Origin of the sequence: Neglectibacter timonensis, from assembly GCF_900048895.1 — a bacterium.
In the GTDB taxonomy this organism is placed as follows: Bacteria; Bacillota; Clostridia; order Oscillospirales; family Acutalibacteraceae; genus Acutalibacter; species Acutalibacter timonensis.
This window is the reverse complement of sequence record NZ_LT160640.1, coordinates 681904-694433: the sequence shown is the minus strand read 5'-3', so window position 1 is coordinate 694433 and position 12530 is coordinate 681904. Positions and strand designations below refer to the sequence as shown.

The following is a 12530-nucleotide window of genomic DNA, read 5'->3' as shown; positions in this document are numbered from 1 at the left end:
CATTGGATTCAGCTTTTAGGCTGTGCTTTGAAAGAAGCACAGCCTAGTTTTTTGACCGGGATTCAGGCTGACAGACGGTAAAGAAACCGAAAGTGAAAATCGCACCGGAAAAGATCGTCTGCAGCGCCAGCTGAAGAAAAGCGTTTTGCAGGGAAAAACCAGACAGCAGAAAATTTGTGATTGCTACAGAGAGCACAGCGCAGAGCAAAGGGAGCAGTACGTTTTTAAGCAGAGAAAGACGGACTTTTGTAACCTTTAATAACCGGTGCAGGCTTAATGCGGCGTTAAAGATTGTACTGAAAAACAGGATGCAGATGTAGCTTTCCATTCCGAAAAAACGCAGCAGACAAAGTACAAGCAATACCCGGATCAGAGAGTCGGAAAAATTGTATTTCATGGAATTGAATTGCTCATCCAACCCTTTGAGAAGACTGTCTACCACTACGTCCAAGTAGATCAACGGTACTATGGGGGCCAGAACGCGCAGGTATTCTCCGGCGCTTTCACTATGGTAAAAGGCGTTTCCCCAACTTTGCCCGAAGACTACAAAAACAGCGGAGAAAAACAAACCGAAAGCAATGGCGTAACTGACGGCTTTCCCTGTGATATGCGCCACAGCTTTTCCATGGTGTAGTTCCCGCTCTTTGGCTATTTTGGGAATCAGCAGTGAAGCAAAAGAGGTGAGAAAGGAGGAGGGAAAATAGAGCATCGGCATTGCCATACCTTGCAGGAGTCCATACTGGGAGAGTGATGCGGAATAGTTTAGTCCGAATTTCTGAAGTTCCTTTGGAATCAACAGGTTTTCACTGGTATTGAGAAGGCTCCTGGCCGCCGAGCTGAGCGTACAGGGAAGCGCAATGTGAGAAAGCCCTTTCAGTACACCCTTGCTTTTGACCTTCTCCTTTGGTGTGTTTTTGTGGAGGCTGTGCCGGTACGCGGTCCAACTGCAGAGAAAGGAAGTCATCTCTCCCAAAGTGGAGGCTGCCATAGCCGCCAAGCAGGCCGCTTCTATTCCCTGAGGAGAAAAATGCCAGAAGAGGTATACAGTAGCCAGAATTGTCAGGATCTGTTCCAGCGTATCGGAGGCAGCTGTGGAAAGGGATTCATCCACAGCAAGAAAATAGCCTTTCATGCAGGTACAGAGAGACATGAACGGCAAACCTAATCCCAAAATCCGCAGACAGGGCGCTGCGTCAGGATTGTCGAGGAATACTGTAGCAGCAGGGCCGGCGAGAAAAAACAGGACTGCCGCAATACAGAGGCTGATTGTAAGACAGAAACCAAAACAGCGCGCCACCGTAGAACGGATACTCTCTCTGCGGCCTGCAGCGATGGCGGCAGAGACCATTCTGGTGACCGCAAGGCTGATGCCGGAAGTAGACAGTGTGACCGTCAGCATAAAGACCGAAAAAATTAGTTGATAGAGCCCCATTCCTTCAGAACCTATCTTTTGGGAGAGGTAAGAGCGGTATCCCATATTAGTAATACGCAGAAAGAGAGATACTGCCGTTAGAATTGCGCCTTGGAGCAAAAATTTTTGTTTCGTCATGAAGCGGGCCCTTTCTTTCACTTTGCTTGAAAACCGAAGAAAAATAAGGTATAATAGCCGATAATACACAGAGCGGACTATGCTTTGCCGTGCGGCAGGAAAGAGATGAAAGAGTTGGAAATGAATTGGACAGAGATAAAAGTTGAAGTTCCGGCACAAATGGTGGAAAAAGCAGGAAATATTGCCAACATGGTTGTACCTTATGGTATTTATATTGAAGATTACTCAAATTTAGAAGAAGAAGCCACGGAAATCGCTCATATCGATTTGATAGACGAAGAGCTTTTGGGAAAAGATCGATCCAAAGCATGGATCCATGTTTATATCAGCCCTGAGGATAATCCAAACGAGGCGATTTCCTATCTTCGGGAACGTTTCTGTGCGGAACAGATTCCCTTTGAGATCACCTGTTCTTCCTGTGCGCAGGAGGATTGGATGAACAACTGGAAAAAATATTTTAAGCCCATCCCGGTTGGAGAGAAGCTTTTAATACGTCCGCTTTGGGAGGAAGAGGTAGACCCGCAGGGCAGAGTTGTCCTAAATTTGGAGCCCGGCATAGCGTTTGGTACAGGAACACATGAAACCACTCGGCTTTGCCTGGAACTACTTGAAAAATACATAAGCGCAGGAGACTGCTTTCTCGATATGGGCTGTGGAAGCGGCATTCTGTCTGTGGCCGCACTGCTTTTGGGTGCAGAAAGCGCAGTTGGAGTAGACATTGACCCATTGGCAGTAAAGACGGCGGAAGAAAATGCAGCAAGCAATCAGGTGGCGGATCGTTTTACAGGAATCTGCGGAGATTTGACGGAGAAAGTTACGGGGAAATACCATGTGGTGGCAGCAAATATTGTTGCGGATATCGTCATTCTGCTGAGTCAGGATGCTCCCTGGTTTATGTATGAAAACTCAGTATTTATAGTCAGCGGTATTATTGATACCAGAGAGCAGGATGTATTGGATGTTCTGCAGGAGCAATTCCAGGTGGTAGAACGCCGCGAAGAAAAGGGCTGGGTGGCTATGGCACTGAAACTCAAAACAGACTGCTGAAAAGAGGAGAGGAAGATTTTGAAAGTTTTGGAAACGGAGCGATTGCTCCTTCGTCCATGGAAAATGGAGGACTTGACCGATTTCTATACATATTGCCGCGATCCTGAAGTAGGGCCCAATGCGGGATGGAAGCCTCATGAATCCATGGAAGAGTCCCGTGGGATTTTGGAAGCCTGGATAGCAGGAGAAGAAGAGATATGGGCTCTGGAAGAAAAGGGGAGCAAGCGGGTTATTGGAAGTCTTGGCCTTCATAATGACAGACGCCGTTCAGATGTGCCTGACTGTAAAATGATGGGGTATGCTCTGTCTCGGGAATTCTGGGGAAAAGGATTTATGCCGGAGGCTGTGTCTGCGGTAATGGATTATGCCTTTACCGGGAAGAAACTTAAACTGCTCACGATCTACCACTACCCGAACAATTCCCGCTCCTGCCGAGTTATTGAAAAATGCGGTTTTCGCTATGAAGGGACGCTTCGCTGCGGTTCTGTTATCTATGACGATTCTCTGAGAGACGATTGCTGTTATTCCATGACGGCCGCAGAATACTATCTGATGCGAGCAAAACAGGCCGGCTTTTCACTTGTTCTTCCGGAGAAAATGCCGGAAGGTCAGCTACTCTCTTATGCGAGAGAGTGGAGTGAGGAAAAGATGATTCCCGGGGCATTGGATCATTTGGAGGATATGGGAGTTGAAGCATGGCTGGAACGCAGTATAGCCCATAGGATTCATGTGCCAGCTCCTCTGGTCACCGAGACCACTTATCTGTTTTTGGATAGCATGCAAAGGCTTGCCGGCGCCCTTTCGATACGTCATATGCTGAATGATGCGCTTCTGAAAACCGGAGGACATATTGGATATGGAATTCGTCCTTCCTGCCGCGGAAAGGGATGGGCGCCATACATGCTGGCTCTAGGGCTGGAAGAAGCAAAGAAGATGGGGTTGGAGAGAGTTTTGATCACCTGTCTGGATACAAACCTTGCCTCGGCTGCCACTATTGAAGCTTGCGGAGGCATTTTGGATAATAAAATGCCGGATGGGGAAGGTGCTCTGAACCGACGGTACTGGATTTCCCTGTAGGAGAGATTTATGAAGCAAAGCGAACTTACTTTGGAAATGAGCCGGTATGAAAAGGGCTCTGTTTCACGGATAAATCACTTTTTGAAAGTCTATGCTTTTGCAAAAGCCATAGGAGAAGGAGAGCAATTTCCTTCCGAATTACAGGATATTTTGGAAACCGCTGCTTTGGTACACGACATTGGAATTAAGCCCAGCTTGGAAAAGTACGGCAGTTCCGCAGGAGAATATCAGGAAAAGGAAGGGCCGGAAGCCGCACGTGTCATGTTGGAAAACCTGGGATATCCTGATGAGTTGATCAAACGTGTCTGCTTTTTGGTAGGACATCATCATACCTATCAAGATATCGATGGACAGGATTATCAGGCTTTGGTAGAGGCGGATTTTCTAGTGAATATTTTTGAGGGAAATATGGATGCTTCTGGAATCAGAGAGGTCAGACAGCGAATTTTCCGAACCGCTACTGGAACAAGGTTGCTTGACACGCTGTATCTTTGAGTCCTGGCTGGAACTTGAACAAAATAAGAGAAGCCTGAAACAGCAATTTAAGGCTGTTTCAGGCTTCTCTTTATCAGAAAATTTTTTAGATTTAGTTGAAATGAATTAAAAACAATAATTTACTAGGAGGATGGCTGTCCCCAGAACTGTAAGAACTGCGCCTGTGGCCCGGTTTAAGACAACAGGAGACGCCTTGTTAGCGAACTTTGCGGCAATACGCGCCCAGAGAAGTGTACTGAGTACACAGAAAAGAAGCGTTGTGAGATCCGGCATGCCGCCAATTGCAAAATGGCCGGCAGAACCCGTCAAAGCGGTAAAGGTCATGATAAAGACACTGGTTCCTACTGCGGTCTTTAGTTCATAGCCAAGAACACTGGTGAGAATGAGCAGCATCATCATGCCGCCGCCAGCGCCTACAAAGCCGCAGATCAAACCTATCAGGATACCACAAAAGATAGACTGAATCACTCGTTTCTTGGGACTGACAGCTTCCATACTGGCTTTTGTAGTCATAACCGGCTTGATAAGGAATTTGATGCCCAGCACTAAAGTCATCACTGTGGAGAAGCCTCCCATTGCCGTGCTGGAAACTAAGCTGGAAAGATAACTGCCTACCAATGTAAAGCAAAGGACAGCGGACATCATAACCAATCCGTTTTTAATATCCAGATTTTTGCTTTTTCCATAAGTATAGGCTGATACGGCGCTGGCAAGGACATCGCTTGCCAAAGCAATCCCTACAGCCATATAGGGATTCATATCGAGAAAGGTGATGAGCATGGGACTTATCACTGCGGCTGCGCTCATTCCAGCGAAACCTGTACCCAATCCTGCGCCGATACCTGACAAAAAACAGATAAAGAACTGATAAACCACAAGAAATCCTCTCCACTAATTTATTTCTTTAAAAGACGAATTGAGAGCTGCCAGAATATTTTGGTCAATCCGCATCAATTGTTCACGGAGCATTTGGCGTTCTTCTTTAGAGAATCCATTCATAATCCTGGAAAAGCAACGTGTCTGACAGTCCGAAAGTTCTTCTGCAATGGCATACGCAGAGGGGGAGATGTTGAGCCGCTGAAGTTTTCTGCTATTGGTGTCAGTTTGTATAGTTAAAAATCCCTTACGGCGTAGGGAATCCACAGCCATGGAGACATTTGACTTTGCAAATCCACGCATGGAAACAATATCGCGTGCCGTGTTATACTCCGGATTGTTCCGGAGGAAAAGAAGCACATCAGTTTCCAGCTGCGATAACTGAAACTTTTCTGTCAAGGGCTGGAAAGTCTGACTGTAAAACCGTTTGAAATGACTGATGGCTATCAGAACTTCACGCATAAAAAATCATCCTTTATAGTTATAAAAAGAACAGTTCTAATTATAATTAAATATCATGATAAAGTCAATATAGAACAATAACTTTGTTGTTTAGTTTGGGTAAACAACTTTTTCAGGAAAACAAGCCGAAATGAGAACTATGGGCGGGAGCAAATAAAAGTGGTGGAGTTGGGAGGATTCCTTTCGGGAGCACTCCAACGCCACCGCTTTTTCACGGCTCAGTTCTTTTTTAGTTTCTGCCGGTAGATACCGGGGGGCTGTCCCGTCAACTTTTTATAAGTACGGATAAAGCTAGAAGCGCTGATGTAGCCACAGGACTCTGCAATCTCCCCGATCGTCATCCCAGTGTTTTCCAGAAAAGTTTTTGCACGTTCCACCCGCAGATAATCCACATACTGCTTGTAACCAATTCCAGTTACATATTTGAACAGGTGACTCATGTTTAGGACTGAGGTGTGAAAATGCTCTGCCAACGAAGAAATGGAAAAGTCTAAGGAGTGGGGAAACATTTTGTGGGAAGTAGTTCAAAGTAAAATTAACCGATTCCTGGATTTGGCGGATCGGTACGTCATGACCGTGATGGTTGCCTCTCAATCGGATTATATGCGTGTGGAAGATTCTGAGCATTTAGCCCCTTTTCAAAGAGCAGAACTGATGGAAACTGTATATAGTTTCCTGGGAGAGGTCATTGGAAAATACGGCAATGACCGGAGAATTATCGCATGGGATCTATGGAATGAGGCCGCACCACAACATCGGGGCTGCTTGGAGAAAATGTTTGCACATGCCCGTTCTCTTAAACCTTCACAGCCACTTACCGCCTGCTGGGAAGCGTTCGATTTATCGGATGTAATCACATTTCATAACTACACGCAACCGGGCAGCCCAGATCGGTATCATAATCAGTCTGGAGGTTCGTTGGAGTTCCTGCCTGAGTTGGAAAGAGCTCTCTCCTATGGGCGTCCCGCATTATGTACGGAATGCCTGGCCCGCAGCGAAGGGAATACTTTCGAAAATTTTCTGCCCTATTTTCAAAAATATGAAATCGGTTTTTATTTTTGGGGGCTCTGCGCGGGAAGCGCACGGTACCACTTTCCCTGGAATTGGCCTGAAGGGGCGCCTGAACCACCCAACTGGTTTCACTGTATTCTCTACCCGGACGGGACTCCATACAGAGAAAAGGAAATTCGCCTACTCCGGGATTTCGCAGCGCAGAAAGAATTGGTAAAGTAACAGGATTTCAAGAAGGGGATAGAGAAAAAAGCTGGGAATAGCTCACGGAAAGAGGGCAGTGCCATCTGGCACCTTCCCTCAAAACTGTAATGGATCTTGTTGAAGCCAATGTCCCAATAGGATATCTCCATTTGCAGAAAAGGAAAGGAAGCGGGGAATGCAAAATGCATTTCCCGCTTCCTTAAAACTTTTTACAGATTCTCTTTCAACCAAGCGATATCTTCTTTCAGGCAGTCAATTCTGCCCTTGCCTCCGTAACTGGCTTCACGCTCAACTACGTAGATGACTCCTTCGCGCTGGGCATCAGCAGCGGCTTTCACCGCTTTCCAATCCACAATACCGCTTCCCTGGGGAACATTGAGCTTTTCACGTTCTTCCATCATCTTTTTGAATTCAGGAGGAATGATCGGCTTGCCATCCTCATCCAGTTCAAATTTTGGATGGTTAGGAGCTTCGTGCCTCGATTGAGGCTTGTCCGCTCCGATCACTCCGCCGTTTTCCTTGATGTGAATACCGGCGATACGGCCTGCGTGCTGGTTGATATATTCTACCGGATTGATCCCAGCGGCAGAAGCCCAACCGCAGTCGATTTCAAAAGCAACCGTTTCAGGATCGGTATTTTCAATCAGGTAATCCATCAAGTATTTTCCCTGATCCTGATAAAATTCACCGGTATGATTGTGGTATCCGATGGTAATACCGTACTGCTTTGCCATCTGACCAAATTTGTTGAGGTCTTCAGCAAGCTCTTTGGCCTCTTCAGCAGTGTTAAAGGGAGCCATGGGGCAGGCTACAAATTTCACACCCAGCTTTGCAAGATAAGGAAGATCCTGCTCCATAAAATCCAATGCCACATGAGCGGAAACCGCCTTGACACCGGCATCATCCAGAGCTTTTTTTACCTGCTCAACCGGAAGCTCTTCATAACCGCGGGCGAATTCAACACCGGCATAACCCATTTCTCCAGCACATTTGATTTTATCCAAAAGAGAAAGATTACACTCAAACCCGAAAGAATAGAGCTGCAAATTGATATTATTCATGCTGTTAACCCCGATCAGTCAAAATAGACAGGTTTTCCGGTCTTGGAAGACTGATAGATGGCGTCCAGAATCTTGGTGACGCAATAAGCCTGATCAGCGGTCACAAAGAGTTCGCCTTCGCCGCGGAGCGCCTTAACCCAAATGTCGGCTTCCTTGGAAAGAGGAGCCGGGCCCTGGCTGAAACCGGGAATATAGGAAGCTACCTTGTTGCCTACATAGGTGACAGAAGGCTGATTGGCCACTACGTGATTCAGTCTGACTCTGTCCTCCAGCGTATCGAGGCCGCCCTTGGTACCGGCCAGCGTGGCGTGAGCTTCATTGTTAGCGCCAGTCTCACCGACCATGTTGATTGCCCAGGAAGCACGCAGGTTGATCACAGCGCCGTTCTTCATCTTGATATGGCCAAATGCGGAATCCTCCACATCATAGGTTTCGTTATTCCAGGAATCATGTTCGCCTCTGTAGTTGACCTGGCCCTGATGCTCAGGATCCAGCAGCCGGCCCAGCTTCTCAAAGGAGGTGCCAACCACATAGTCCACGTCATAGTTGTTCATCAGGAACAAAGTGAGATCCAGCGCGTGGGTGCCGATGTCGATCAGGGGGCCGCCGCCCTGTTTGGACTTGTCGGTAAATACGCCCCAGGTGGGAACACCGCGGCGGCGCAGGTAAGTGGCTTCTGCATAATAGATATCGCCCAGCCAGCCATCGTCCACTACGGCCTTAGCAACCTGGTTTACAGGGAAGTGACGGTACTGATAACCGATGGTGAGCATTTTTCCAGTACGGTCTCTGGCTTCCAGCATTTTTTTGGCGTCTGCTTCAGTTGCAGCCATTGGCTTTTCGCAGAGCACATGCTTGCCGGCCTCAAGAGCCGCAATCGTGATCTCGCAGTGAGCGATGTTGGGAGTAAGTACGTGAACCGCATCAATTGTGGGGTCTGCCAGGAGCTCATGATAGTCGGTATAAACCTTAGCGTCAGGCGTACCGTACTCTTTAGCTGCCTTCTCAGCCCTTTCGGGGATCAGGTCGCAGAATGCGCACATATCAACATACTCGGTCTGCTGAGACATTCCGGGAAAATGCTTTTGGTTGGCGATACCGCCGCAGCCAATAAAACCGATCTTTAATTTTGCCATGGGAATCTCCTCCTATTATTTACATACTTTGAGAAGTATGTTAGATTACACAATCATTTTATTACATTATTTTAGAAATGTAAAGGTATATTTTGGTGAAGCATCTAATTAAAACTGGGAAGATAAAGAAAAGAAATTTAGTACTGCCGGCCCCAGTAGACCATATGCTTGGCGGGCTTTCCACAGCAGGCGCAGACATCAGAGAGATGTTCTTCTTCAAACGGTATGCATCTGGACTTTACACCGCCGGTATCCTCTTTGATCTTTTCTTCGCAGGCGCTGTCTCCACACCACATTGCTTTGATGAACCCTGGTTTATTTGCTGCAATGTCCAGAAATTCATCATAATTTTTTGCGGTAAAGGTTTTGGATGTCAGATTGTCCAATGCCCGCTGGTAAAGAGCATCATGGATTTCGTCCAGGGCTTTTTCAATTGCCTCCTCCAAGTTGTCCAGAGAGACAAACTGCTTTTCCCGGTTATCACGGCGGACCAGAACACATTGGTTTTTCTCGATATCTTTTGGCCCAATCTCCAGACGCAACGGAACACCCTGCATCTCATACTGGGCAAATTTCCATCCGGGAGAATTTTCACTGTCATCCAGTTTGATGCGGAATTTTTCCTGCAAACTGTGATAAAGCTCCCCCGCTTTTTCCAATACGCCTTCCTTGTGCTGGGCTACCGGTACAATCACAACCTGGATAGGCGCAATTTTAGGCGGAAGCACCAAGCCGTTATCGTCGCCGTGCACCATAATGATGGCGCCTATCATGCGGGTGGATACGCCCCAGGAGGTTTGGAAGGGACTCTGCAGGGTGTTATCACGGCCGGTGAAGGTGATGCCAAAGCTTTTTGCAAAGCCGTCGCCAAAATAGTGAGAGGTACCGCCCTGCAGCGCTACGCCGTTATGCATCATGGGTTCAATCGTGTAGGTAGCCAAGGCGCCCGCAAACTTTTCCTTTTCCGTTTTCTGTCCAACCACTGCCGGGATAGCCAAAGTATTTTTGTAAAAATCTTCGTAGACGCGCAGCATAGTCAACGTTTCCTGTTGGGCTTCTTCGGCGGTTTCATGCATGGTATGGCCTTCCTGCCACAGGAATTCAGAAGAACGAAGAAAGGGCCGGGTGGTTTTTTCCCAACGTACTACAGAACACCATTGGTTGTAAATTTTCGGCAGATCGCGGTAAGAACGGATTACCTTCTGATAGTGCTCACAGAATAGAACTTCACTGGTTGGGCGCACGCAAAGCCGCTCAGAAAGCTTTTCCTCGCCGCCCTGTGTCACCCAGGCGACTTCCGGCGCGAAGCCGTCTACATGGTCCTTTTCGCGCTGCAGGAGGCTCTCCGGGATAAACATAGGCATATACACATTTTGAACGCCTACTTTTTTGAAACGGGCATCCAGATCCTTCTGGATGTTTTCCCAAATGGCATAACCATATGGCTCAATGACCATACAGCCTTTAACGCTGGAGTAATCCATAAGCTCCGCTTTTTTGACAATATCCGTATACCATTTGGAAAAATCTTCTTCCATCGAAGTTATATCTTCGACCATTTTTTTCTGCTGTGCCATGAAAAACAAGTCCTTTCGAGCGGATATTTAAGATTCCATGCAAAAATTATAGCTTGAATAAAAGGGTTTTGCAAGAAAAAAGCGTCCGAACAAGGCTCGGACGCTCGACTTAGCGATAGTATTTCAAAATCAGATTTTAGAATGGCCTTCAATATACTCAACAAGCGCGCCGACCGTTTTAATATTTTCTACCTCTTCATCGGGAATTTCAACTTCGAATTCATCCTCGATGGACATCAGCAGGTCGACAACATCAAGAGAATCTGCGCCCAGATCATCGGCGAGTGTGGTTTCTGCAGTGATAGAATCCTCCTCCACATCAAACTGTTCGCTGAGAATCGCCTTGACTTTTTCTAGTACCATTTCTAGTTCCTCCTAATAAAATTCTGTTTTTGGGGGCTTCCGTTCAAAAATGGAAGATATGGACAAAACCGGTCAATATGTGATACAATCCATACGCCGGCGAGTGGTAACGTTCGCCGTACCGTATCCATCACCTACATTTTATTGACTCGATTCTGCTTTGTCAATACGAAATAGAAATATTTTGGAAAACTGAGGGAAAGGGGAGTTTCTTCCGCCATGGAACCACAAAAAATTGCCGTAATTGGCCATCCTATCGGACATACGATGTCACCGTTCATCCATGAAAGGTTGTTTGCGTTATCCGGACGTCCGCTTTCCTACACGGTTCTGGATGTTCCGGATTTGAAGGAGGCAATACCGGTTTTATGCGGTCTGGATTGTTTCAACGTAACGATTCCCCATAAAAATGCAATTATTCCCTTTTTGGATGAAGTTGAGGAAAAAGCGAAAGCTTCCGGCTCTGTCAACACGGTGCAAGTGAAGCAGGGAAGGCTTTTTGGATATACAACCGACGGCGCCGGGTGCCGTGCGGCGTTGAAAAATCATGGTGCAGAGCTTTCGGGAAAAGTTTTGCTGCTTGGAAACGGCGGAGCCGCCAGAGCAATCGCCTTTGAGGCGGCGGAATGTCCGGGGACAAGCCTCACAATTGTTAGCAGGGAAAATTCGGTTGAAAAGGGGCAAAAGCTCTGCTCTGATCTTCAGAAGTATCGCGGCGTGGGCGGAGAGGTGCGTGTTCTGACTTATGCCGCGCTGGAAAGCGAAAAGACGGAGTTTGACGTGCTTATAAATGCTACCAGTGCGGGAATGTATCCCCACACTGGTGAATGCCCTGTTTCAGAGGAAGTGGTCTCCCGTTGTTCCGCTGTGTTTGACGCTGTGTATAATCCTGCGAAAACAGAATTGCTGCAACGTGCAGAGAGATTGGGGGTAAAGGCGATCGGAGGAATGGAAATGCTGGTATTTCAGGCTGTGGCTGCCCATGAAATCTGGTATGGCACGCAGTTCAAGGCCTCAGAGCTGGCTGTACTTTGCAAAGACGCTGCAGAAGAGATGAGACGGATTTTCGGGGGGAAAGCATAGTTATGGATGGAAATATCGTGCTGTGCGGCTTTATGGGATGCGGCAAAACAAGTGTGGGAAAGCGGGCGGCCAAACTCATGAACCGGAAGTTCTGTGATCTCGACCAATATATTGAACGCAAAGAAGGTTTAAAAGTTTCTCAAATATTCGAACGTTTTGGTGAAGCTGGTTTTCGGGAACGGGAAGCTGCGGCAGTACGGGAAATTGCAGAAAAAACGAACATGGTGGTGGCCTGCGGAGGCGGAACCGTGCTTTTTCCTGACAATGTACAGGCATTTCATGCCGGAAAGGGTACCATCCTTTATTTGGACGTACCGCTTCCGGCACTGCAGGAAAGGCTGAAGGGGGACAGGAAGCGGCCCCTGCTTCAGAAGCCCAACAGACGGAAAGTGATCGCGGAGCTCTATGAACAGCGTTGTCCACTGTATCAGGCGGCTGCAGACCTGACGGTGGAGGCAGGAGCGCCTGCCTGTGTGGTTGCAAAGCGAATTGCTGAGGCTTTTCTCTGAATTTTGTACTTTAAAGTATAAAAACCTTGACAAATAATTTGCTCTGGTTTAAGATAGTAAAGAAAATTCCGATGTGTGTA

General features: G+C 47.3%; 14 protein-coding genes. 6 read left to right on the top strand and 8 right to left on the bottom strand.

Translation table 11 applies throughout. The annotated features are described in order from the left end of the window. Positions 1-43: 43 nt before the first annotated feature. Entirely contained in the window at positions 44-1549 is a 1506-nt protein-coding gene (locus BN3911_RS12160) for an oligosaccharide flippase family protein (protein WP_066866056.1), read from the bottom strand. A gap of 105 nt (positions 1550-1654) precedes the next feature. On the opposite strand from BN3911_RS12160, the gene prmA reads away from it, so the two are divergent. Genes prmA through BN3911_RS12145 form a run of 3 tightly spaced genes read left to right on the top strand, consistent with a single transcriptional unit; the run spans position 1655 to position 4168 of the window. Continuing rightward, complete coding sequence (gene prmA / locus BN3911_RS12155; RefSeq protein WP_242871125.1) at positions 1655-2596, top strand: 50S ribosomal protein L11 methyltransferase; 942 nt, start codon at positions 1655-1657, stop codon at positions 2594-2596. 18 nt (positions 2597-2614) lie between these two features. Continuing rightward, positions 2615-3673, top strand: coding sequence for a GNAT family N-acetyltransferase (locus BN3911_RS12150; RefSeq protein WP_066866054.1), 1059 nt, complete (start codon positions 2615-2617; stop codon positions 3671-3673). A 9-nt stretch (positions 3674-3682) separates the two neighbouring features. Beyond that, positions 3683-4168: an HD domain-containing protein gene (locus BN3911_RS12145; RefSeq protein ID WP_066866052.1), complete on the top strand. Its 486-nt coding sequence runs from the start codon at positions 3683-3685 to the stop codon at positions 4166-4168. Positions 4169-4273: 105 nt separating this feature from the next. Here BN3911_RS12145 and BN3911_RS12140 read toward each other — a convergent pair whose 3' ends face one another. The 3 genes from BN3911_RS12140 to BN3911_RS12130 form a co-directional block, all read right to left on the bottom strand. Further along, on the bottom strand, positions 4274-5044 hold the full coding sequence (locus BN3911_RS12140) for a sulfite exporter TauE/SafE family protein (RefSeq protein ID WP_066866050.1): 771 nt from the start codon (positions 5042-5044) through the stop codon (positions 4274-4276). Between the two features lie 15 nt (positions 5045-5059). Continuing rightward, entirely contained in the window at positions 5060-5506 is a 447-nt protein-coding gene (locus tag BN3911_RS12135; protein WP_066866048.1) for a MarR family winged helix-turn-helix transcriptional regulator, read from the bottom strand. A 218-nt stretch (positions 5507-5724) separates the two neighbouring features. Next, a complete protein-coding gene (locus BN3911_RS12130) occupies positions 5725-6015 on the bottom strand; it encodes a helix-turn-helix domain-containing protein (protein WP_082942265.1) in 291 nt (96 codons plus the stop codon). A gap of 1 nt (position 6016) precedes the next feature. On the opposite strand from BN3911_RS12130, the gene BN3911_RS12125 reads away from it, so the two are divergent. Continuing rightward, the gene (locus tag BN3911_RS12125) at positions 6017-6739 is read left to right on the top strand and encodes a glycoside hydrolase 5 family protein (RefSeq protein WP_082942264.1); all 723 of its coding nucleotides are present in this window, start codon (positions 6017-6019) and stop codon (positions 6737-6739) included. A 191-nt stretch (positions 6740-6930) separates the two neighbouring features. Here BN3911_RS12125 and BN3911_RS12120 read toward each other — a convergent pair whose 3' ends face one another. The 4 genes from BN3911_RS12120 to acpP all read right to left on the bottom strand — a co-directional run bounded on the left by BN3911_RS12120 (position 6931) and on the right by acpP (position 10858). After that, entirely contained in the window at positions 6931-7782 is an 852-nt protein-coding gene (locus BN3911_RS12120; protein ID WP_066866042.1) for a sugar phosphate isomerase/epimerase family protein, read from the bottom strand. 14 nt (positions 7783-7796) lie between these two features. After that, on the bottom strand, positions 7797-8918 hold the full coding sequence (locus tag BN3911_RS12115; RefSeq protein WP_066866040.1) for a Gfo/Idh/MocA family protein: 1122 nt from the start codon (positions 8916-8918) through the stop codon (positions 7797-7799). A gap of 137 nt (positions 8919-9055) precedes the next feature. Beyond that, positions 9056-10495, bottom strand: coding sequence for a proline--tRNA ligase (proS, locus tag BN3911_RS12110; RefSeq protein WP_066866038.1), 1440 nt, complete (start codon positions 10493-10495; stop codon positions 9056-9058). A gap of 129 nt (positions 10496-10624) precedes the next feature. Beyond that, positions 10625-10858, bottom strand: a complete 234-nt coding sequence (gene acpP, locus BN3911_RS12105) for an acyl carrier protein (protein ID WP_066866036.1) — start codon at positions 10856-10858, stop codon at positions 10625-10627. A gap of 219 nt (positions 10859-11077) precedes the next feature. Between acpP and aroE the strand changes: the two genes are divergently transcribed. Further along, the gene (aroE, locus tag BN3911_RS12100; protein ID WP_066866035.1) at positions 11078-11941 is read left to right on the top strand and encodes a shikimate dehydrogenase; all 864 of its coding nucleotides are present in this window, start codon (positions 11078-11080) and stop codon (positions 11939-11941) included. 2 nt (positions 11942-11943) lie between these two features. Beyond that, complete coding sequence (locus BN3911_RS12095) at positions 11944-12450, top strand: shikimate kinase (RefSeq protein WP_066866033.1); 507 nt, start codon at positions 11944-11946, stop codon at positions 12448-12450. Positions 12451-12530 lie beyond the last annotated feature (80 nt).

Bases quoted from the DNA above. Each gene is read 5' to 3' on its own strand.
- BN3911_RS12160 (WP_066866056.1), bottom strand. From the start codon at position 1,549: ATGACGAAACAAAAATTTTTGCTCCAAGGCGCAATTCTAACGGCAGTA.
- BN3911_RS12145 (WP_066866052.1), top strand. From the start codon at position 3,683: ATGAAGCAAAGCGAACTTACTTTGGAAATGAGCCGGTATGAAAAGGGC.
- BN3911_RS12135 (WP_066866048.1), bottom strand. From the start codon at position 5,506: ATGCGTGAAGTTCTGATAGCCATCAGTCATTTCAAACGGTTTTACAGT.
- BN3911_RS12130 (WP_082942265.1), bottom strand. From the start codon at position 6,015: ATGTTTCCCCACTCCTTAGACTTTTCCATTTCTTCGTTGGCAGAGCAT.
- BN3911_RS12115 (WP_066866040.1), bottom strand. From the start codon at position 8,918: ATGGCAAAATTAAAGATCGGTTTTATTGGCTGCGGCGGTATCGCCAAC.
- aroE (WP_066866035.1), top strand. From the start codon at position 11,078: ATGGAACCACAAAAAATTGCCGTAATTGGCCATCCTATCGGACATACG.
- BN3911_RS12095 (WP_066866033.1), top strand. From the start codon at position 11,944: ATGGATGGAAATATCGTGCTGTGCGGCTTTATGGGATGCGGCAAAACA.
- prmA (WP_242871125.1), top strand. From the start codon at position 1,655: ATGAAAGAGTTGGAAATGAATTGGACAGAGATAAAAGTTGAAGTTCCG.
- acpP (WP_066866036.1), bottom strand. From the start codon at position 10,858: ATGGTACTAGAAAAAGTCAAGGCGATTCTCAGCGAACAGTTTGATGTG.
- proS (WP_066866038.1), bottom strand. From the start codon at position 10,495: ATGGCACAGCAGAAAAAAATGGTCGAAGATATAACTTCGATGGAAGAA.
- BN3911_RS12120 (WP_066866042.1), bottom strand. From the start codon at position 7,782: ATGAATAATATCAATTTGCAGCTCTATTCTTTCGGGTTTGAGTGTAAT.